The 20,776-nt window shown below is 65.2% G+C and carries 18 protein-coding genes and 1 tRNA gene; 3 read left to right on the top strand and 16 right to left on the bottom strand.

The genetic code is table 11. The features are described 5' to 3' along the window. Positions 1 to 61 precede the first annotated feature (61 nt). On the bottom strand, positions 62 to 3,514 hold the full coding sequence (locus tag RF641_RS00215) for a pyruvate carboxylase (RefSeq protein WP_424572136.1): 3,453 nt from the start codon (positions 3,512 to 3,514) through the stop codon (positions 62 to 64). A gap of 352 nt (positions 3,515 to 3,866) precedes the next feature. Here RF641_RS00215 and RF641_RS00210 point away from each other — a divergent pair, with 352 nt between their 5' ends. Continuing rightward, entirely contained in the window at positions 3,867 to 4,682 is an 816-nt protein-coding gene (locus RF641_RS00210; RefSeq protein ID WP_047120635.1) for a ParA family protein, read from the top strand. Positions 4,683 to 4,779: 97 nt separating this feature from the next. Here the strand turns inward: RF641_RS00210 and RF641_RS00205 are convergent, their stop codons facing one another. The 4 genes from RF641_RS00205 to RF641_RS00190 form a co-directional block, all read right to left on the bottom strand. Further along, positions 4,780 to 5,370, bottom strand: coding sequence for a MerR family transcriptional regulator (locus tag RF641_RS00205; protein WP_047118679.1), 591 nt, complete (start codon positions 5,368 to 5,370; stop codon positions 4,780 to 4,782). Positions 5,371 to 5,617: 247 nt separating this feature from the next. Next, positions 5,618 to 6,100 (bottom strand): bifunctional nuclease family protein, encoded by a 483-nt coding sequence (locus tag RF641_RS00200; protein ID WP_113607901.1) that lies wholly within the window; start codon positions 6,098 to 6,100, stop codon positions 5,618 to 5,620. Positions 6,101 to 6,141: 41 nt separating this feature from the next. Continuing rightward, on the bottom strand, positions 6,142 to 6,897 hold the full coding sequence (ftsR, locus tag RF641_RS00195) for a transcriptional regulator FtsR (protein WP_244910926.1): 756 nt from the start codon (positions 6,895 to 6,897) through the stop codon (positions 6,142 to 6,144). 74 nt (positions 6,898 to 6,971) lie between these two features. Next, entirely contained in the window at positions 6,972 to 7,424 is a 453-nt protein-coding gene (locus tag RF641_RS00190; RefSeq protein ID WP_047118677.1) for an FHA domain-containing protein, read from the bottom strand. 238 nt (positions 7,425 to 7,662) lie between these two features. Here RF641_RS00190 and RF641_RS00185 point away from each other — a divergent pair, with 238 nt between their 5' ends. Continuing rightward, positions 7,663 to 8,022: a DUF488 domain-containing protein gene (locus RF641_RS00185; RefSeq protein ID WP_424572135.1), complete on the top strand. Its 360-nt coding sequence runs from the start codon at positions 7,663 to 7,665 to the stop codon at positions 8,020 to 8,022. Positions 8,023 to 8,215: 193 nt separating this feature from the next. Here the strand turns inward: RF641_RS00185 and RF641_RS00180 are convergent, their stop codons facing one another. After that, entirely contained in the window at positions 8,216 to 10,105 is a 1,890-nt protein-coding gene (locus tag RF641_RS00180) for an FAD-binding monooxygenase (RefSeq protein WP_424572134.1), read from the bottom strand. Positions 10,106 to 10,255: 150 nt separating this feature from the next. Then, positions 10,256 to 11,971, bottom strand: a complete 1,716-nt coding sequence (locus tag RF641_RS00175) for an ABC-F family ATP-binding cassette domain-containing protein (RefSeq protein WP_424572133.1) — start codon at positions 11,969 to 11,971, stop codon at positions 10,256 to 10,258. A 233-nt stretch (positions 11,972 to 12,204) separates the two neighbouring features. Here RF641_RS00175 and RF641_RS00170 point away from each other — a divergent pair, with 233 nt between their 5' ends. Beyond that, positions 12,205 to 12,660: a hypothetical protein gene (locus RF641_RS00170; RefSeq protein ID WP_161450082.1), complete on the top strand. Its 456-nt coding sequence runs from the start codon at positions 12,205 to 12,207 to the stop codon at positions 12,658 to 12,660. Between the two features lie 26 nt (positions 12,661 to 12,686). Here RF641_RS00170 and RF641_RS00165 read toward each other — a convergent pair whose 3' ends face one another. From RF641_RS00165 to RF641_RS00125, 9 genes are all read right to left on the bottom strand, one after another. Next, entirely contained in the window at positions 12,687 to 13,517 is an 831-nt protein-coding gene (locus tag RF641_RS00165) for a PhzF family phenazine biosynthesis protein (protein ID WP_424572132.1), read from the bottom strand. A 73-nt stretch (positions 13,518 to 13,590) separates the two neighbouring features. Next, a tRNA-Pro gene (locus tag RF641_RS00160) sits at positions 13,591 to 13,667 on the bottom strand. A gap of 102 nt (positions 13,668 to 13,769) precedes the next feature. Then, positions 13,770 to 15,302 carry a ribosome biogenesis GTPase Der gene (der, locus tag RF641_RS00155; protein ID WP_047118672.1) on the bottom strand — a complete coding sequence of 511 codons (1,533 nt, stop codon included), beginning with the start codon at positions 15,300 to 15,302 and terminating at the stop codon, positions 13,770 to 13,772. A 66-nt stretch (positions 15,303 to 15,368) separates the two neighbouring features. Beyond that, positions 15,369 to 16,064 (bottom strand): (d)CMP kinase, encoded by a 696-nt coding sequence (gene cmk, locus RF641_RS00150; protein WP_231735975.1) that lies wholly within the window; start codon positions 16,062 to 16,064, stop codon positions 15,369 to 15,371. Continuing rightward, positions 16,061 to 17,161: a prephenate dehydrogenase gene (locus RF641_RS00145; RefSeq protein ID WP_047118670.1), complete on the bottom strand. Its 1,101-nt coding sequence runs from the start codon at positions 17,159 to 17,161 to the stop codon at positions 16,061 to 16,063. Before RF641_RS00145 ends, cmk begins: the two co-directional genes overlap by 4 nt. A 3-nt stretch (positions 17,162 to 17,164) precedes the next feature. After that, positions 17,165 to 18,298, bottom strand: a complete 1,134-nt coding sequence (locus RF641_RS00140) for a pseudouridine synthase (protein WP_053797755.1) — start codon at positions 18,296 to 18,298, stop codon at positions 17,165 to 17,167. 98 nt (positions 18,299 to 18,396) lie between these two features. Next, positions 18,397 to 18,987 (bottom strand): SMC-Scp complex subunit ScpB, encoded by a 591-nt coding sequence (gene scpB / locus RF641_RS00135; RefSeq protein WP_047118668.1) that lies wholly within the window; start codon positions 18,985 to 18,987, stop codon positions 18,397 to 18,399. Further along, complete coding sequence (locus tag RF641_RS00130; RefSeq protein WP_047118667.1) at positions 18,980 to 19,897, bottom strand: segregation and condensation protein A; 918 nt, start codon at positions 19,895 to 19,897, stop codon at positions 18,980 to 18,982. The genes scpB and RF641_RS00130 overlap by 8 nt, the downstream gene beginning before the upstream one ends. Beyond that, positions 19,897 to 20,754 carry a ParA family protein gene (locus RF641_RS00125; RefSeq protein ID WP_047120632.1) on the bottom strand — a complete coding sequence of 286 codons (858 nt, stop codon included), beginning with the start codon at positions 20,752 to 20,754 and terminating at the stop codon, positions 19,897 to 19,899. Before RF641_RS00125 ends, RF641_RS00130 begins: the two co-directional genes overlap by 1 nt. Between the last annotated feature and the right edge of the window lie 22 nt (positions 20,755 to 20,776).

Below are 20,776 nucleotides of genomic sequence, written 5' to 3'. Positions count from 1 at the left end.
GGCCCACGACTTTCGTCGTGGGCCACGGCTTGTTTACGGCAGGTTCGCGTTGCCTAAGATGCTACTTCGGTTCAATGACCACCAGCAGATCCCCGCCTTGGACCTGGCTGGTGCCGTTCAGGGTGATCTGGGTGACGACGCCGGAAGCGTTGGCGGTGATGCCTGCTTCCATCTTCATCGCCTCGATGGTCGCCACCGACTGGCCGGCTTCGATCAGGTCGCCGACCTGGACGTTGACGGTCACGGCGCCGGCGAACGGCGCGGCCACGTGGCCGGCGTTGTTCGGGTCGGCCTTCGGTGCGGACTTGACGGTGGATTCCACAGACTCGTCGCGGACCTTGATCTGGCGGGACTGGCCGTTGAGCGTGACCACAACGGTGCGCATGCCCTTTTCGTCGGCTTCCGAGACGGAGACCAGCTTGACCAGCAGGCGCACGCCGGTGCCCAGCGAGATGACGTGCTCGTGGCCGCGGACCAGGCCGAAGAGGTAGTCGCGGGTGTGCAGCACCGACAGGTCGCCGTAGTTCTCCACCGAGGCCGCGAAGTCGCGGGTCGGGCCGGCGAACAGCAGGCGGTTCAGGGTTCCGCGGATTGTGTCCGAGTCGCTGGTCAGCGCCGCGGCATCCTCTGCGCTCAGGTCCTCGATGTGGGACTTCACGTTGCGGCCCTGCAGCGCCTTGGTGCGGAACGGCTCAGGCCAGCCGCCTGGAGGGTTGCCCAGCTCGCCCGAGAGGAACTGGATGACCGAATCCGGGATGTCGTAGTTCTGCGGGTTGGCCTCGAAGTCCGCGGCCGGAACGCCGGAGCCGACCAGCTGCAGCGCCAGGTCGCCGACCACCTTGGAGGACGGGGTCACCTTGACCACGTTGCCCAGCATTTCGTTGACTGCGGCGTACATCGATTCAATGGCCTCGAAGCGCTCGCCCAGGCCCAGTGCGATGGCCTGCTGGCGCAGGTTCGAGAGCTGGCCGCCGGGGATTTCGTGCTGGTACACGCGGCCGGTCGGCGCCGGCAGGCCCGACTCGAACGGCTTGTACATGGCGCGCACGGCTTCCCAGTACGGTTCCAGCGAGGCGACGGCGTCCAGGGACAGGCCCGGGTCGCGTTCGGTGTTCTCCAGCGCGGCAATCAGCGCGGAGGCCGAAGGCTGGGAGGTGGTGCCGGCCATGGCGGCGCTGGCCACGTCCACTGCGTCCACGCCGGCGTTGATGGCTGCCATCAAGGTGGCCATCTGTCCGCCGGAGGTGTCGTGGGTGTGCAGGTGCACCGGCAGGTCGAAGCGCTCGCGCAGCGCGGTGACCAGCTTGGCCGCCGCGGCCGGGCGCAGCAGGCCTGCCATGTCCTTGATCGCGATGATGTGGGCGCCGGCGTCGACGATCTGCTGCGCCAGGTCCAGGTAGTAGTCCAGGGTGTAGAGCTTCTCGTTGGCATCCAGCAGGTTGCCGGTGTAGCACAGGGCCACCTCCGCGACCGCGGTGCCGGTCTCGCGCACTGCCTTGATGGCCGGGGCCATCTGGGACACGTCGTTCAGCGCGTCGAAGATGCGGAAGATGTCGATGCCCGCGGCGGCGGCCTCCTTCACGAAGGCGTCGGTCACCTCGGTCGGGTACGGGGTGTAGCCCACGGTGTTGCGGCCGCGCAGCAGCATCTGCAGCGGGATGTTCGGCAGCTCGGCGCGCAGCAGCTCAAGGCGCTTCCACGGATCCTCGCCCAGGAAGCGCAGCGACACGTCGTAGGTCGCACCGCCCCAGACCTCCATGGAGAACAGCTGCGGCACGGTGTGCGCGTAGGCGGGCGCGGCGGCCAGCAGGTCCCGGGTACGCACCCGGGTGGCCAGCAGCGACTGGTGCGCGTCGCGGAACGTGGTGTCGGTGATGCCCACGGCGGTGGACTCGCGCAGCGCCTTGGCGAAGCCTTCCGGACCCAGCTCCAGCAGCTTCTGGCGCCAGCCGTCGGCCGGGTGCGCGGTCTTCGACGGGCCGTCGAACGGCGAGCGCTCCGGCTCGTCGGACTTGTCGCCCGGGAAGGTCGGCAGCTTCTTGCGCGGGTCGATGCCTTCGATGCGCGCCCCGTTGGGCTGGTTCACGGTCACGTGCGCCAGGTAGTTCAGCGCCTTGGTGCCGCGGTCCTGGGACTCGTTGCCGGTCAGCAGGTCCGGGCGCGAGTCGATGAAGTCGGTGGCGACGTCGCCGGCGATGAACTGCGGGTCGTTGAGCACGTTCTGGATGAACGGGATGTTGGTGGCCACGCCGCGGACGCGGAATTCGGCCAGTGCGCGGCGGGCGCGGGCCACGGCGGTGGCGTAGTCGCGGCCGCGGCAGGTCAGCTTCACCAGCATCGAGTCGAAGTGCGGGGAGACCTCGGCGCCGGTGTAGATGGTGCCGCCGTCCAGGCGCACGCCCGAACCGCCGGCGGAGCGGTACACGGTGATGGTTCCGACGTCCGGGCGGAAGCCGTTGGCCGGATCCTCCGTGGTAATGCGGGACTGCAGGGCCCAGCCGCGGACCTGGATGGAGTCCTGGGAGATGCCCAGATCGGCCAGCGATTCACCCGAGGCGATGCGCATCTGCGCCTGCACCAGGTCGATGTCGGTGACTTCCTCGGTCACGGTGTGCTCCACCTGGATGCGCGGGTTCATCTCGATGAACACGTGTTGCCCGGCTCGCTCGCCCACTGTGTCGACCAGGAACTCGACGGTGCCGGCGTTCTGGTAGCCCAGGGCCTCGGCGAACTTCACGGCGTCGCGGAACAGCGCCTGGCGGATGCTCTCATCCAGGTTCGGCGCCGGGGCGATCTCCACGACCTTCTGGTGGCGGCGCTGCAGCGAGCAGTCGCGCTCGTGCAGGTGCACGATGTTGCCCTGCTCGTCGGCCAGGATCTGCACCTCGATGTGGCGCGGGCGCAGCACTGCTTGCTCCAGGAAGACGGTCGAGTCGCCGAAGGCGGTGCCGGCTTCGCGCATGGCGGCGCCCAGCGCCTCGGGCAGGTCTTCGCGCTTGTCGACGCGGCGCATGCCGCGTCCGCCGCCACCTGCAACGGCCTTGACGAAGATCGGGAACCCGATCTTGTCAGCTTCGGCAATGAGCAGCTCAGCATCGTCGCTGGGCTCGGAGGAGGCAAGCACCGGAATGCCGGCAGCCTTGGCGGCCTTCAGTGCTGCAACCTTGTTGCCTGCAAGTTCAAGAATTTCGGCCTTCGGGCCAACGAACTTAATGCCGTTCTCGGCAGCGGCGCGGGCCAGGTCGGGGTTTTCCGACATGAAGCCGTAGCCTGGGTAGATTGCATCTGCGCCGGCTTCCTTGGCGACGCGGATGATCTCGTCAATATTCAGGTAGGCGCGGACCGGATGGCCCTCTTCGCCGATCTGGTAGGCCTCGTCGGCCTTCTGGCGGTGAACGGAGTTGCGGTCTTCGTGCGGGTAGACTGCAACGGTTTTTGCGCCTAGTTCGTAGCCTGCACGGAAAGCGCGGATTGCGATTTCCCCGCGGTTGGCGACCAAGATTTTTTCAAACATAGTGTCCCTACATCGAATCAGCACACATGGGTCCGGGCCGCGTTTCGGAAGGCAACTCCCGGAACTTCGATGGCCCGAGACCGGTGTGTCGGGTCTCTCAAAAATGCTCGTTCGAGCACGTTCTTCAATCACCCTACACGGACGAGGCCTAGATCACCCAAACATTTCTCCCTGTGGTCTGACCATAGGAAATATTGACCGGTGCTGAAGTTTTAATCACTAAGTTATGTCAAACCTCGAAATCGACCGTTGCAAAGTCGGGGAATCCACGCCGGGCACACTATGATGAGGAGAGACTAAAATATTCGGCGGGACGTTCAAGAATCGAACAGCGAAAGGCGTGGTCTGGTCCGTGCACGTAGTGAGCATCAGCAGCCTCAAGGGTGGTGTAGGAAAGACCTCCGTAACACTCGGTTTGGCTTCGGCAGCACTGGCCGCAGGGATTCCGACCCTCGTAATCGATCTCGACCCGCATGCAGACGCAAGCACCGGTCTTGGTGTGCGCGCCAACGGCAAGCAGCCTATCGGGCAGATGCTGAAGAACGCCCGGCGCGTGCGGCTGCAGGACAACGTGGTTGCGTCCGCCTGGCAGTCGAAGGCCGCTGAAAAGAAGTCCCGTACCCGCATTCCAGTTCTGGACGTTGCGGTGGGTGACGCGTTCACTGGGATCTACGACCGACCGGACCTGCGAACCAGGGATCTTCGACGCCTCACCCAGCTGCTCAGCCGCACTAGCGGCTACCAGCTGGTCCTCATTGACTGCCCGCCATCGCTGAACGGCTTGACCCGCATGGCATGGAGCGCCTCGGATCAGCTGGTCCTCGTAGCCGAACCGAGCCTGTTCTCCGTTGCCGGAACCGAACGCACCCAGCGTGCCCTGGAACTGTTCCGCCGCGAGTTCGCCCCGTCGCTGGGCCCCGTGAGCGTTGTCGCCAACCGTGTGCGCAAGGACTCCGCCGAGCACACCTTCCGCCTGTCTGAAATGCGCCAGATGTTCGGCGATTCCATGGTCAAGCCTGAAATCCCCGAACACCCGGAATGGCAGCAGATCCAGGGTGCAGCGTACTCGGTGCATCAATGGCCTTCCAAGACCACCGCACCGATGCTCACGCAGTTCGACGCCCTGCTCAAGGACGTCATGGAGAAGGCTGCCCTCCCGAACTCCTAATGGGCTCGAAGCCAGACGTCAAACAAAAAGGCATGGTCCGGACTTCCCGAGGGAAGTCCGGACCATGCCTTTAATGTCTATTAGCCTGGCGCACCTGCTAGCCGACCTGGCGAGCCGCCTTGGCTGCGCGGCGTGCTGCCAGCTCATCTTCCGGCGCTTGCTGCTCGGAGTTCTCCGAGGGAAGCTGCGCCAGCGAACCTTCAACCTCGCGCCAAACTCGGCCTACCGCAATACCGAAGACGCCCTGCCCCTTCTGGACGAGGTCGATGACCTCGTCGGCGCTGGTGCACTCGTAGACCGAGGCACCATCGCTCATCAGGGTGATCTGTGCAAGATCTTCAACACCGCGTTCACGCAAGTGAAGGACCGCAGTGCGGATCTGCTGCAGTGATACCCCGGTGTCCAGCAGGCGCTTGACGACCTTGAGGACTAGGATGTCGCGGAACGAATACAGCCGATGGCTGCCCGATCCCTTGGCGCCCCTCACGGCTGGCTCGACGAGCCCGGTGCGGGCCCAGTAGTCGAGCTGCCGGTAGGTGATTCCTGCGGCCTTGCAGACGATTGGCCCGCGGTAGCCCGCGTGCTCGTCCAGTTGCGGCAGGTCATCCGTGAAGAGCAGGCCTTGGGCATTGGATCGCTGAACGCCGCCGCGAGCCCCGTGATGTGGGCCTGTCTGGCTTGTCTCCATCCAATTGCTCCTTGCGTGTAAGCACGTACCGTTTGCGAGTGTCAAAATATTCGCCGTCCGGCAGGGTGCGAGTGATGAACGACCACGAAACCGGGTGAGCGAAAAATATCCCTATGCAATGACGGTACGGCCATATTCAACCCGGGTCAAAGACCTTCAAGTTTAACTTTAAGGCGTGTCGGAATTTACCGGCGACCTCCCGCAGCACAGCAGTCCGGATGCCAAGCGGCAAAGTCGGTCTGGCGGGCTAGGAGGAGAAGTCTTCCGGGTCGATGTTGTCGAGGAATTCACGGAACTCGCGCATCTGCTCTTCCGGGGCTTCTTCGTCTTCTGCGGCCCCTTCGATGATGACTCCGGCTTCCTGCATGACCTCTTCGGTGCACTTGATGGGGCACTGCACGCGCACTGCCAGGGCTACCGCGTCGGAAGATCGGGAGTCCACGCGCTTGCCGTTGGAGAGCACGAGTTCGGCGGCGAAGACGGCGTTCTGGACCGAAATGATTTCAACCCGGTCCAGGGTGATGCCCAGCGCTTCGAAGACGTTGATCATCAAATCGTGGGTCATGGGGCGCGGAGGGGTCAGCCCCTGCTCCGACATCGCGATGGCCGATGCTTCGGGTGCACCGATCCACAACGGCAGATAAAGTTCTTTTTCGTGTTGCTTAAGCAGCAGCAGCGGTTGATTCGCCGGCAGTTGAATGCGGATTCCCGCAAACTCCAGATCCAGCATGATAGCCCCCTGAGGGTTGAAAACTCGTTGCTGACTTCAGCTTAGCGATCGATCTGGGAAATAGCACGCTGCACCAGAGCTTCATGCAGCTCCAGGCACTGGCGTGAAATTTCCTGGGCTTCTTCGGCAGCCCGCGCCCTGGCGGATACTTCGGGCTTGCGTAGCTCGTTGCCCACGATCGATTCGATCAGCGAGAATTCGCGTTCAGCAGCGGTGCGGAACTGGCGCAGGTGGCGCGGCTCGATGCCGTGGTTGGAAAGCTGGACTGCAGACTTGGTGATGCGGATGCCGTTGGAATCGAACAGTCCGCCCTGCGTCTCGATCAGCCCGAACTTCATCAGGTCGTGGATGAGTGTCTCGCTGGCACCGGTGATTCCTTGCAATTCCGCCATGGATACCGAGCGGGAATGGTTTTCCACGGCTTCGGCCATGTCCTTGCCGACGGCGACCGGCGCCACCGGAGCGCCGCCTGGCAGTGCTGCCGGGGCTTCGCCGCGGTCCAGGGCGTCCAGATGGTCCTTGATGACCTTCAATGGCAGGTACTGGTCGCGCTGTACGGACAGGATGAAGCGCAGCCTGCTGACATCGCTAGCGCTGTACTTGCGGTAGCCCGCCGAGGTGCGCTGCGGGATGATCAGGCCCTTGTCTTCGAGGAAGCGGATCTTCGAGGCGGTGACCCGCGGAAATTCATCCTTGAGCTCGGCCAGCACCTCGCCGATGTTGAGCGCAGCCTGCCGCACGCCCTCGTGACGGATCGCCTCGAGTCGTGGGCTACTGGCTGCATTGAACATCGGCAAAGAACTAACACCTCGGTGATTACGTGGTTGCCGGCGCGATCGATGCAGGCAACAAAACCTCTAACTGAACCAGTTTAAAGGTTAGGCACGCTTTGGTAGAAATTGAGTCGGAACTTCCCGATCTGAACCTGGACACCGTTGGTCAGGGTAATGGAGTCGATGCGGTCGCCGTTGATGTAGGTGCCGTTCAGCGAACCGATATCGGTCAGCGTGAAGCCCTTCTCGGTGCGGGTGAACTTGGCGTGGCGGCGCGAGACCGTGACGTCGTCAAGGAAGATGTCAGCGTTCGGGTGGCGGCCGGCGATGCTTTCGTCGGTGTCCAGCAGGAAGCGGGCGCCCTTGTTCGGTCCGGTGTGGGCTACCAGCAGTGCGGAGCCGGACGGGAGCGCGGCGACGGCGCGCTTTTCATCCTCGCTTAGCGTGTAGATGACGGCAGGCTCGGAGGAGCTCTGGAACGAGGGAAGCGAAATATTGGTCGTCTCGGACGCAGACTCGTTGTGCGGGGTTACCGGCCCATTTTCCGACATTTGTGGTCCTCCAGAAGTTCTGCGTTAAGTTCGTGCAAGACGACCTTGAATCAACATTAGTTCGATACGCTCTACCAAACTATTTCCAGATTAGCCTACTCAAGAGGTCGGCGATAACAGAAAAGCCGATATTTCCAGCTCCCCCCATGCTCATTCGTGGGATCATGCAAGTATTGGAGATGGTTCGGGGTCCAAAACATCCGCGAGCCCCGTGGTGCGTAGTGAAAGGGTGAGCGTCATGACCAGGATTCTCCTGAAGCGTGCCTATGCGGATCCTTCGGATTCAGATGGCTACCGGATTCCGGTGGATCGCCTCTGGCCTCGTGGTTTGACCAAGCAGCAACTGGAAATCGAGAAATGGGCCAAGGCGGTGACTCCGAGCTCGGAGCTGCGCAAGGCCTGGCACCACGACCCTGAGCGGTTCTCCGAGTTCGCCGAACACTACCGGCAGGAGCTGAACCAGAATCCTGCGGTGGACGAATTCCTGGAGCTGCTAGCGCAGCACCCGACGGTGACGTTTGTTTACGGAGCGAAAAACGAAGAGGTCAATCACGCGGTGGTGCTGCGGGACTATCTTCTTCCGCAGCTCCAGTCGTAGCAGCGGGTACAAAGCACACGCCGTCGACACAGGCCATGTCCGATTCGACGACGTTCTGCAGGTTGAACGAAAATTCCTGGCTCATGTTTCCCCTTGATGGATTGCCTTCGTCAAGAATCAGCTCCCGGCCGGGAGTAAAAATTCCGAAGCGGGCCCTCGGGAGCCCTGAGGCACCCGCTGGCCCGCTTCTGACCTAGCGCTGTTCGCGCAGCACAGGGGTGAAGAAGTCGCGCAGCTGGTCGGTTGCCTGCAGCGGCAGGATGTTGGCCACGTACATGTCGGGTCGCACGATCACGATGGCTCCCTCGTCGGCGATGCCGCGCTGGGCGAAGATGCTGTTGCCTTCCAGCGCCGTGTACACCTTCTGGTAGTCCATCAGGCCGAACTGGCCGCAGTGCGGGCGGAAGACCGCTGGCGCGTCATTGAGGTTGATGGTGGTGTAGTCCTGGCGGTAGATGACCTTGACGTCGAAAATCGAATCTATGTCGGCGCCGGCCGGAGTGAAGCGTCGCAAGGGCGAATCCTCCGAGTCCAGCAGCCAGTCCGACAGTTTCGCCACGGCTGATACGGCACCGGCCGCCGCCTGGTCGGCGAAGACGTAGATGCGGTAGCGGCCGTCGGCGCGGTGGTGGTGGCCCAGGTGCACCGGGTTGTTGTCACCAAGCCGCATGACCTCGGCCGACTTGAAGCGCTTGCCCACCGGGAATCCCGTGGCCAGGTGCTGGAACTCGTTCACGGCAGTCAGCTCCGACGGCTGGTATTCGGTCATGAAGCCGGCCGGGAATTCAGCGGTGCGGACGTAGAATTCGGCGACGCCTTCCTCGCCTTCGAGCTCCTCGGGCTTCGCGGCCATCAGCGAGGACCACTTCTTGTCGAAATCGATCAGGTCCTTGGCGATGACCTTGCGCTCGGCGGAATACGTGGCCAGCAAGCTTTGCGGGGACCGTCCGCTGAGCACGTAGCCCAGTTTCCAGGCCAGGTTGAAGCCGTCCTGCATGGACACGTTCATGCCTTGGCCCGCCTTGGCCGAGTGCGTGTGGCAGGCGTCGCCGGCAATGAAGACCCGGGGATCCCGCATTCCGATCTCCTCCAGCGGCACATCGTCGAAGCGGTCGGTGAGCCGGTGGCCGACCTCGTAAACGCTGTGCCAGGCAACGTTCTTCACGTCCAGCGTGTAGGGCTGCAGAATCGCCTGCGCACGCTGGATGATCTCATCCAGCGAGGTCTGCCGCACCTTTCCGTTGTCGTCTTCCGCTACCTCGCCCAGGTCGACGTAGAGGCGGAACAGCTGGCCGCCCTCGCGCGGGATCAGCAGGATCGACCCGTTGCTCGAATGAATGGCCGACTTGGTGCGCACGTCCGGGAAATCGGTCAGGGCCAAGGTGTCCATGACGCCCCACGCGTGATTCGCCTTGTCGCCCGACAAGGTCGCGCCGATGGAACGGCGCACCCCGCTGCGGGCGCCATCCGCACCGACCACGTACTTGGCGCGGACCTCGCGGCTTTGCCCGAGGTTGTTCTCTCCGGTTCCGGTGACGGTGACCTTGACCGGGTACTCCCCCTCGTCTTCAATCACCAGGGTCTCGAAGTCCCAGCCGTAGTCCGGTTCGATGCGCGCGGATGAGTTCCGGGCGAAGTCGGCGAAGTAGTCGATGACGCGAGCCTGGTTCACCACCAGGTGGGGGAATTCGCTGACACCGCTCGCGTCGTCCGGGGTGCGGTCGGTGCGGATGATGTGCTTTGGGTTCTGCGGGTCCGGGTTCCAGAAGGTGGTTTCGGTGATGCGGTAGGCTTCGGCGGTGATGCTCTCAGCGAAGCCGAAGGCCTGGAACGTCTCTACTGTGCGCGACTGGATGCCGTCGGCCTGGCCGATCTGCAGGCGGTGCGGACGGCGGTCGATGATGCGGGTGTGCACGTCCGGGAACTGGGAGAGCTGGGCTGCGGTGATGATGCCGGCCGGGCCTGCACCCACAATGAGCACGTCCATGGTGTCGGGCAGGTCGATGGGACGATCGACCCCGGTCCCCTCCGCAGGCTTGATGCGCGGATCTTCCGAGACGTATCCATTGTGATGAAACTGCACTGTTTCTCCCCATTCAGCTGAGTCGAGCAAATCATATGTTCAATAATCGAACGCGACGTTCTCATATCGCACTACAACTGTATCTGAGGCGTGAACCAAGGCACAACAAGACACTTCACAAAAGGCGGGCGCCACGCAGGCGCCAGCGGTTCATCGGTCGAAGCGCACCCGTCCCTGCTTGACTTCAAGTAACCGGACACCGCGATGCACACCTTGCTTTTCCCTCCAGCGTCGGTCGTGGGTCACTGTGACAACGGCTCCGGGATAATCCGCCACCGCATCTTCCAACTGCTCGACCAGGTCCGGAGAAAGGTGGTTGGTCGGCTCGTCCAACAGCAGCAGGTCCGCTTCCCGGCTGACCGCGATGGCCAGTTCGAGCCGGCGGCGTTGTCCGGCTGACAGCGCCCTGGGGTGCACAAAGAGATCGCGCGGGGCAAAGAGCCCGAGCGTGAAAATCCGCGACACCGCCTCGTCCTGGTAGATCCCCAGCGCGGCCGCGAACGCCTCGATCACGGTTTCCCCGGGCAGCTTGCCGAGTTCCTGCCGCAGCCATCCGATGCGCAGCCCTTCCCGGCGGCTGACCAGGCCTCGCTCTACGGGAAGCTCTCCGGCCAGCACCTTCAGCAGCGTGGTTTTGCCGGCGCCGTTGGGTCCGCCCACAAGCCAGCGATCCCCCGCGGCCAGCGTCATGTCGCCAAGAACGAGCCGCGGGACTCCCAGCCGCGCCGCACCGGTGGAGTGCAGCAAGGGCTGCCGCGGTTCTTCGGGGGTGTCCCCGCCGTGCGGCATCCTGAATTCGAGCTGTTCTGCCGGCCTGGGCGCGGGGTTTGACTCAAGTTCTTCGATCCGGGATTTTGCCTGCCGGATCTTGCTGGTTGATCCGTGGTCCCTGCTGCGCAGCCTGAAGGAGCCGTGCCCAAAACCAGCTTTGTCCTGCTTTCGCGGGATGGCCGCCACGCGTGCGGCGTTCTTCGCGACCAGGGTTTCGGAGCGTTCAAGCTCGTCGCGCCAGCTGTCGAAGGCGGCGATGGCGGCGGCCCGTTCGGCGGCCTTGGCCCGCAGGAATCCCCGGTAGCCGTCGCCGTAGGCTGTCAGGGCGCGGTTTTCGACCAGGATGATGCGCCGGGCGAAACGCTCCAGGAAGACTCGGTCGTGGCTGACGAGCACCAGTGCGCCGCGGTGCCGCCGGAGCGTGGTTTCCAGCCAGTGCAGCGCGGTGTCATCGAGGTCGTTGGTGGGTTCGTCGAGCAGCAGCAGTTGCGCACCGGAGCTGAGCACGCAGGCCAGCGCCAACCGCGAGCGCTGGCCCCCGGACAACGTGCCAACCGGCGTCCCGCGGGGAATGCCTCCGAGCCCGAGCTGCTGCAACGAACTGTCCAGCCGCGGACCGACGGAGTATCCGTCGGCCGCCTCGTACAGGTCGGTCACCAGCTGGAGCTGGGCCAGCAGCCGTTCAGCCTCGGCGTCTTCGGCTTGCGCGAGCCGGGCCCCGATGGCGCCGATCAGTTCTTCCAGCTGCCGCAGCCGGTGATGGTAAGAGTCGATGACCTCGGCGATGCTGGCGGTGCCGGGGAATTGCGGATTCTGCGCGGCGTAGGCGATGGCGCCGGGCACGGTGGCGCGCCGCTCGCCGCGGTCAGGCGCAAGCGTGCCTGCCAATACACGCAGGAGCGTTGATTTTCCCGAGCCGTTGTCGCCGAGCACCGCGATCCGATCGGCCGGTCCGATCGCCAAGTCGATGTTTTCCAGGACGTCGCGGTCGCCGAAGCTCACGCTCAGGTCCAGAAGTTGGCAGGTGAATTCCGCTGAGGGCACCGCGGCCTGCTCAGCCGCAGGAATATTCGAGGGGTCGTGTTGTCGGGTCATGGCCATCCGTCATCTGCTGGCGGCCCGCGAATCAAGCGGAACCGGTACGTTCAAGGGTGCCGCCGCAGGTGACCTGCGGCGGATCAGAACTGTCCATCGCGGAGCACGGCTCAACGCGGCGGCAGTCTTAATGATGCAACGTACCCATGGATTCAGCCTACTCTCAGCCGCTGGCGCGGGCAATGAGAGCGTGCGGCAACTAGAATTCAGAGTGCGGCAATCCAGGAGGTTCAATGCGCAGGCTCGCAGTTCCCAGCGTCCTGCTGCTCGTCTGCGCCCTGGTTGGTTGCGCGCCGCTGGAGTTCGAGCCGAGTTCGCCCACGGCCCCGGCGGTATCCCCCAAAGAGCAGACCGAGCTGGAGCGGAAACGCGGCGAAGCCGTTGAGGGCCAACGCTGGGCGGACCAGCTGATGGAAGCCTATTGGCTGCGCGATGATTCCTCGGTGCAGCTGTGGATGCCGGGGACCGCCGAACGCCAGATCGTCAGCTGGGGAGCCTCGAAGCCCGGCGAGCTGGAACTGAGTGTGAACGGCTCGGAACCCACCACGGATCGGGATCTGAAATATTTCGCGCTGCGGCTGCTGGAAGAGTTTGGCGATCCGTCGCTGAAGTCCGTGACGGTGACCGTGCTGGGTACCGAGGTGAGTGTGGTGGCCAGAACCGAGGAGCTTGACACCAGCCAGGCCTGAATCCGGCAGGACTGCCGCCGCGGTGCTCAGAGCTCTATATGGCCGTCGATCAGCACGTGGGTTGCGCCTCCGGTCCACAAGGCTCCGTCCTCCTGCTGGAATCGAACCAGTCCGCGACGGCCCAGCACGGTGCCCTGGCGGTTGCAGAACGGGGCTTCGGCCAGCTGGTGCGCGACGAGCCACTCGGCCGCGGCGGCGTTCAGGCTGCCGGTGACCGGGTCTTCGCGCAAGACGCCGTCGGCGAATTTCAGCGCGCGGACCTCGAAGCCACCGGACTCCAGCGGTCCCAGCACCCCGATCTTCCTCATGCCGGGATGGCGCGACGCATCCGGCGCCAGCGCCAGCACCGCGTCGGCGTCCTCCAACAGCACCGCGCGCCACCCCGGACCGTTGTCTGCCCAGAAGGCGGCGGTGATCGCCCCGGCGTCGATGCCCAGGATCTCGCTGATCTTCCGGACTTCTGCCTCCTCCAGCGCCTCGGAGCGCAGCAACGCAGGGCTCTGGAAGAACAGCAGCTCGTCCTGCACCCGCACGGGAAGCGGGCCCGCCTGGCATTCGGCGATCACCTCGGCAGCGTTTTGCGGTCTCCCGCCGGCGGCCAGCCAGGCTTTCACCGTGCCCAGGGTGGGGTGTCCGGCGAAGGGGAACTCCCGCTCGCCGGCGAAGATCCTGAAACGGAAATCCGCGCGCCCGTCGCTGGGCGGCAGCACGAAGGTGACCTCGGAGAGGTTGGACCAGCTGGAGTAGTCCTGCATCTGCGCGGTGTCCAGCCCTTCGCCGTCCAGCACGACCCCCAGCGGGTTGCCCTTGTACGGGTCTCGGCTGAACACGTCGACCTGGATGAATCTGCGGCGCATCGTTTTCCCTTGCTCGGCGGGCGGTTTTCGGGCATGAAAAACCCCGGCGAGAATCTCGCCGGGGTTGATCCGCTGGTCGGGCTAACAAGATTTGAACTTGCGACCTCCTGACCCCCAGTCAGGCGCGCTACCAAGCTGCGCCATAGCCCGATGCCTTCGCAGCCGTTATCCCCAAGTCGTGAGAACCAAGGGTGCCGTCTGCGAAAAGCTCCTAGATAAGCCTACACCAAGTCGGGTGGACTTTTCGAACCGTTACCTGTTGCGGCCGCGGCGTTCGCGGATTCGCATCGATACTTCGATCGGGCTGCCGTCGAAACCGAAGGTCTCACGCAGGCGGCGGGTGATGAAGCGGCGGTAGCCCGGATCCAGGAATCCGGTGGTGAACAGCACGAACTTCGGCGGGCGGGCCGAGGCCTGGGTGCCGAACAGGATGCGTGGCTGCTTGCCGCCGCGCACCGGGTGCGGGTGGGCCGCGACGAGCTCGCCCAGGAAGGCGTTGAGCTTGCCGGTCGGGATGCGCTTGTCCCAGGATTCCAGCGCGGTGTGCAGCGCCGGGATCATCTTGTCCTTGTGCCAGCCGGTCTTGGCCGACATGTTCACCCGCGGCGCCCAGTGGATGTGGGCCAGGTCGCGGTCGATTTCCTGCTCCAGGTAGTAGCGGCGGTCCTCATCCACCTCGTCCCACTTGTTGAAGACCACCACCAGCGCGCGGCCGGCCTCGATGGCCAGCTGGATGATGCGCACGTCCTGCTCGGACACGGTTTCGTTCGCGGCCAGCAGCACCACGGCGACCTCGGCCTTCTCCAGGGCCGACTGGGTGCGCAGCGAGGCGTAGTAGTCCGAGCCGACGGCCATGTGCTGACGGCGGCGGATGCCCGCGGTGTCCACGAAGCGCCAGACTTCCCCGCCCAGTTCGACCAGTTCGTCCACCGGGTCGCGGGTGGTGCCCGCGTAGTCGTCGACCACCACGCGCTGCGAGCCTGCGAGCTTGTTCAGCAGCGAGCTCTTGCCCACGTTCGGGCGGCCGATCAGCGCGATGCGGCGCGGGCCGCCGGAGGGGATGACTCCCCCGTAGGCCGAGTGGGTGGGCAGCTTCTCCATGACCGCGTCCAGCAGGTCTGCGGTGCCGCGGCCGTGCAGCGCGGAAACCGGCCACGGCTGGCCGAAGCCCAGGCCCCAGAGCACTGCGGCCTCGGCTTCCTGGTTGAAGTCGTCGACCTTGTTGGCCACGAGGAAGACCGGCTTGCCCTTGCGGCGCAGCATCTTCACCACTGCCTCGTCGGTGGCGGTGGCCCCTACATGGGAGTCGACCACAAACATGATGGCGTCGGCCACGTCGGCGGCGATCTCGGCCTGCTCGGCCACGGAGGCGTGGATGCCCTTGGCATCGTGCTCCCAGCCACCGGTGTCCACAATGGTGAACGGGCGTCCCATCCACTCGGCGGAGTAGGACACGCGGTCGCGGGTCACGCCCGGGGTGTCTTCGACGACCGCTTCGCGGCGGCCGATAATGCGATTGACCAGGGTGGACTTGCCCACGTTGGGGCGCCCGATGACGGCGAGCACCGGCGGGATGACAACGTCCTTCTCATCCTCGTCGTACTCGTCCAGGCCCGCGAGCAACGCGGCGTCCTCGTCGTCCAGGTCGTAGTCGTCCAGGCCCGAAAGCAGGGCCTGGGTGCGAATCGCGGCGTCTTCTTCGCTCAGTTCGGCAAGGCGCTCGGCGATATCGTCGTCTCCAACGGGGATGTATTCCTCGTCGTGGGTGGAGTTGTTCTCGCTCATGATTTTCCCTTCACAGCGATCGGTAATCTTCATCGGCTCTCGCCGAGGATGGGCACCAGCTCGTGGCTAGTTGGTGGTGGCGGTCTCGACGGCGTCGAGCACGGCGGCAATGGTCTGTTCGAAATCCAGGTCTGAGGAATCCACGGTCATCACGCCGTCCGCGGCCTGGGTGAAGTTCACCACGGTCGAGTCCTTGGCGTCGCGCGCCAGCACCTGGGTAGCCAGCTGCGCGTCGTTCTGGGTGCCGCCCAGCTGCAGTCCGCGGCGGCGCAGGCGCGCCTCCTCGGACGCGGTGAGCAGGATGCGGGCGTGGGCGTGGGGGGCGACCACGGTGGTGATGTCGCGGCCCTCGGCCACGATGCGGGTGTTCGCAGCGATAATCTCCTGCTGGCGGCGCACCAGTTCGGCACGGGCCTCCAAGTTGGTGGCAACCGTGGAGACCTGCTCGGAGATGCGCGGTTCGCGGATGGCGGCGGTCACGTCGGTGTCCCCGATGACCACCAGTTCGGCGTCCGGGTCCACCGAGATGCTCAGCTTGGCGTCGCGCACTGCCTGGGCCACGGCGGCGGCGTCGGCCAGGTCGGTGCCGTCGGCGAGCACCGAGTAGGTGATCGCCCGGTACATCGCTCCGGTGTCAAGGTAGGCAGCGCCCAGCTTGCGGGCCACTGCCTTGGACACCGAGGACTTGCCCGAACCGCTGGGTCCGTCGATGGCGACGACGAGCTTGGCGTCCGCGAGGTCCTGGTTGTTCTCGATGCTCACTGGGCAACCTTCCATCCGTTGAAAATCAATGCGTTTATCAGTTCGTCGCGGCGTCCCGGCAGCACCGAGACGTCCACCAGTCCGACCTGATGGCCCGCGGAGTGCTCCATGCGCAGGTCCTCGATGTTGATCCCGGCCTCGCCGATCTGCGCCAGCAGCGCGGCGATCTGCCCGGGCTTGTCATCCACGACCACGGTGACCAGGGCGAAGGCCTGCGGCGGGGCGCCGTGCTTGCCCGGGATCCGGGCGCGGCCGGCGTTGCCCTCGGTCATCAGCTGCGAGAGGTCAAGCAGCGCGCCGGGTTCCTCCGGGTGCTGCAGGGTGTTGATCAGCCGGTCCAGGTCTTCCTTCATGCCGGTCAGGATCGGGATCAGCGCCTTGGAGTTGTGCGCGAAGATCTGGATCCACAGCTTCTCGTCGCTGGCGGCGATGCGCGTGGTGTCGCGCAGCCCATTGCCGGCCAGGGCCAGCTGGTGGCCCTCGGCGTTCAGCAGCCGAGAGGCGATCATCGAACTGGCGGCCTGCGGGAAGTGGCTGATCAGCGCCACCGACTCGTCGTGCTCGGTCACCGACATGCGGTGCATGGTCGCGCCCAGGTCGATGGCCAGCGATTCGGCGGCAATGACGCGGTCCGGCTGCGCGTTCTGGTGTGCGCAGATGACCCACGGCATGGCGGTGAACAGCTCGCCGCGGGCGGCGGCCGGGCCCGACTTCTCGCGTCCGGCCATCGGGTGGGTGCCCACGTAGCGCGAGGTTTCCGCCTCGCCCAGCCGCTCGTCGGCAAGCACCGCGTCCAGGATCGAGCCCTTGACGCTGGCGATGTCCACCACGGTGGCGTTCGGGTAGGCCAGCAGGGCGTCGCCGACCAGACGGGCGGTGACGTCCGGCGGTGCGCCGATGACCACGAGCTCCGGAGCGATCTTCTCCCCGTGCAGCACCACGCCGGCGCCGATGTCCTGGGCCACGCCCTGGGCGGTCGGCGAAATGTCCTGCAGGTAGACGCTCACGCCCTTGGCGCGCAGCCCCAGTCCCACGGAGGTGCCCAGCAGTCCGGTGCCGATGACCAGCACCGGCCCGGCGAGGTGTGAGGTGGCCATGGGCTACATCCCCACCATTTTCATCAGGTGGCCGACTTCCTGGTTGCCCAGGGAGCGGATGACGCCCTGCTTCTGGTCGCCGAGCTGGATCGGGCCGATGGCCACGCGCACCAGGCGCTCGACCGGGTGGCCCACGGCGTCGAACATGCGGCGCACGATGCGGTTGCGGCCCGAGTGCAGGGTCACTTCCACCATCACGTGCTTCGGGGACTGGTCGATCAGCTTGAAGTCGTCGACCTTGATCCAGCCGTCCTCCAGCTTGACGCCGTCGCGCAGCTGCTTGCCCACGGAGCGCGGCAGCGGGCCGGGGACCTGCACCAGGTAGGTCTTGGGGACCTCGTACTTCGGGTGCTGCAGGCGGTTGGCCAGCTCCCCGTCGTTGGTCAGGATGAGCAGGCCCTCGGTCTTGTAGTCCAGGCGGCCGACGTGGAACAGGCGCTGGGAGAGGTGCTCGTTCTTGAAGTAGTCCGCAATGGTGCGGCGGCCCTCGGGGTCGTCCATGGTGCACATGACGTGCTTGGGCTTGTTGAAGACGTAGTAGCGGGCGGCCTTGTTCAGCTGGATGCGCATGCCGTCCACGTGGATGGAGTCCTTCGCCGGGTCAATGCGGGTGCCCAGCTCGACGACCAGGTTGCCGTTGACCTCCACGCGGCCTTCGAGGATCATCTCCTCGCAGACGCGGCGCGAAGCGACCCCGGCGTTGGCCATGGCCTTCTGCAGGCGCACGCCGTCCATCAACTCGCCGTACTGGGCGCGGGCGGCCTGGCTCTCGGCGCGGGCCTGGGCGCGGGCGCGCTGGGTCGGGCGGGCGTAGTTGGTCGGCACCGAGTTGCCGAAGCGCTCCTTGGAGAAGGCGCGCTCGGAGTTCTTGCGCGCCGCCGAGGTGTTGCGCTTGGCCGAGCCGCCGGCCTGCTTGGATCCGCCGGACTTGGCGCCCGCGGACTTGCCGTAGGGCTTGGAGTCGGCCGGCTTGCCGTAGGGCTTGGCCGGGCCGGAGCCCGGGCGTCCACCGGTCTTGCCGAAGGACTTGCCGCCGGCGCCGGGCTTGCCGCCCTGTCCCGAACGGGAACCGGCTGGCTTGCCGAAGTTTGAATTGTTGCCGCGTGGGTTGCGGCCGGAGGAGGATCCCCTGCTCATGCTAAGACTTGTCCCTTGCTGTTACGTATTCGCGCGCCTGCGGCCGGTGGGCCCAGGCGTCGTTGGTCCTGTCGGGCAATGCTGCACAGCTGCATTGCCTAGTCGTCGTAGGTTGCCGAATCCAGCGATTCGAGATCGGCCACCCCGGGCAGATACGGGGACAGCGCGGGCAGCTCCTGGAGCGAGCCCAGTCCCAGTCGTTCCAGGAAGTATTCGGTCGTTTGGTAGAGCGTCGCTCCACCATCGCCCATCTCCGGATACTCCGTGATCAATCCGCGGGTGAGCAGTGTGCGCACCACCGAATCGACGTTGACACCTCGAATCGCCGAAATACGTCCACGCGAGACCGGCTGTCGGTAAGCGATGACAGCCAGGGTTTCTAGGGCGGCCTGTGACAGGCGTGCTGTTTGCCCGTCGAGCACATAACTGGAGACGAAATCGGCATAATCGGCCCGCGAATAGAAGCGCCACCCGGAGGCGACGCGTCGCAGTTCAAATCCGCGCGGGCGATCCTTACTATCATACTCGTTCGCCAGGTTCTCCAAGGCGGCAGCGATCCGGGGTACCGGCACCTCGAAGATTTCGGCCAAACGCGCCGAGGATACGGGGGTATCTGCGACCATCAGCACCGCTTCGAGCCCCGATTCCAGGCCTCCGGGAAGCTGGTCAATGGGTGCAATCTCACTCATGATCCGCCTCACCACTCCCCTCGTAGTCGTCCTGCACCGCGTCGGCGTCGAAGTCAGACTCCCCGGCCAGGCTGATCTGCAGCGGGCCGAGCGGGTCCAGCTGCTCGAAGCTGATGACCTTTTGCCTGAACATCTCCAACAATGCCAGAAAACGCACCACGACCACCAGATGCTCGGCGGCGTCGGCGACCAGCGCGGTAAAGTCCATGGCCCCGTGCGCGGCCAGCAGTTCCGCGATGGACTCCGCCTCGGCGGCGATGGTGACGTTCGCTCCATGCAGGTGGCCGAGCCCCACTTCGGTGATCGGCTCGGGCTTCGGCGCCAGCGCGCCGGCGGCGATCTGGGCGAAGCGTTCGGGGCCGATCGAGAAGATCAGCTCGGGCAGCAGCGCGGCGAATTCCGGCTCCAGCGCCACCTCGCGCGGACGGCGCGAGCCTTCGGACTCGTAGCGCTCCCCCAGGAAGGCGGCGGCGTGCTTGAACGCCTTGTACTGCAGCAGCCGCGCAAACAGCAGGTCCCTGGCTTCGAGCAGCTCGAAGTCCTCCTCGTCGGCCATTTCCCCGCGCGGCAGCAGCCGGGCGGCCTTCAGATCGAGCAGCGTGGAGGCGACGACCAGGAATTCGGTCGTTTCATCCAGGATCTTCATCCCGTCGCTGCCGGCTTCGCGACTGCTGTCCTGCAGCTCGCGCAGGTAGGCGATGAATTCGTCCGTCACTTCGGCGAGCGCCACCTCGGTGATGTCCAGTTCGCGTTTGGTGATCAGGTGCAGCAGGACGTCAAAGGGCCCGTTGAAATTTGCCAGGGCAAGGCGAAAACCGCCAGCCGATTCCCCCTGGCCCGTGTCGGGGCTTTCGTCGGGGGTGCCGGTGGCGGTTTGTTCGCGTTGGTCCTCGCTGAGCATGGTGCTCATTACGGGGCACCACCACGCCAGATCAGCTCGCGGGCCAGGTTGCGGTAGGCCTCCGCGCCGGGGTGGTTGGCGGCGTAGGAGGTGATCGGCTCTGCGGCCACGTTCGCGTCGGCGAACTTGATGGTGCGCTTGATGACGGTTTCGAAGAGCTTGTCGCCGAAAGCCTCATCCAGGCGGGTGATGACCTCGCGGCTGTGCAGGGTGCGGGCGTCGTACATGGTGGCCAGCACGCCGTCGAGTTCCAGCACCTGGTTCAGGCGGTCCTTGACCTTGTCGATGGTTTCCATCAGCAGGGCCACGGCGCGCAGTGCGAAGAATTCGGCGGTCAGCGGGATGATCACGCCGTGGGCGGCGGTCAGCGCGTTGATGGTCAGCAGGCCGAGGGATGGCTGGCAGTCGATGAGCACCACGTCGTAGTCGTCGATCACGTGGCGCAGCGCGCGTTCGAGCACCTGCTCGCGGGCGACCTCGTTGACCAGCTGCACCTCGGCGGCGGACAGGTCGATGTTCGCCGGGAGCAGGTCGATGTTCTCCACATCGGTCTGGCGGATCGCGTCGGTGATCTTCACATTGCGGTCCATCAGCACGTTGTAGACGGTGACGTCCATTTCATGCGGGTTGGTGCCGAAGCCCGCGGACAACGCGCCCTGCGGGTCGAAGTCCACCAGCAGCACCTTGCGGCCGTACTCGGCGAGCGCTGCGGCCAGGTTGATGGTCGAGGTGGTTTTGCCCACCCCGCCTTTCTGGTTCACCATGGCGATGACGCGTGCCGGGCCGTGGGACGGCAGGGCGGCGGGTACGGGGAATTCCGAGAGTGGTTTGCCGGTGGGGCCCACCGGGCGGGGCTCCTTGAGCATCCCGGCACCGCGGACCTTGCTT

Source organism: Arthrobacter sp. 'calajunan', from assembly GCF_046940185.1.
Taxonomy (GTDB): domain Bacteria; phylum Actinomycetota; class Actinomycetes; order Actinomycetales; family Micrococcaceae; genus Glutamicibacter; species Glutamicibacter soli.
This window is presented reverse-complemented; position numbering and strand designations above follow the sequence as displayed.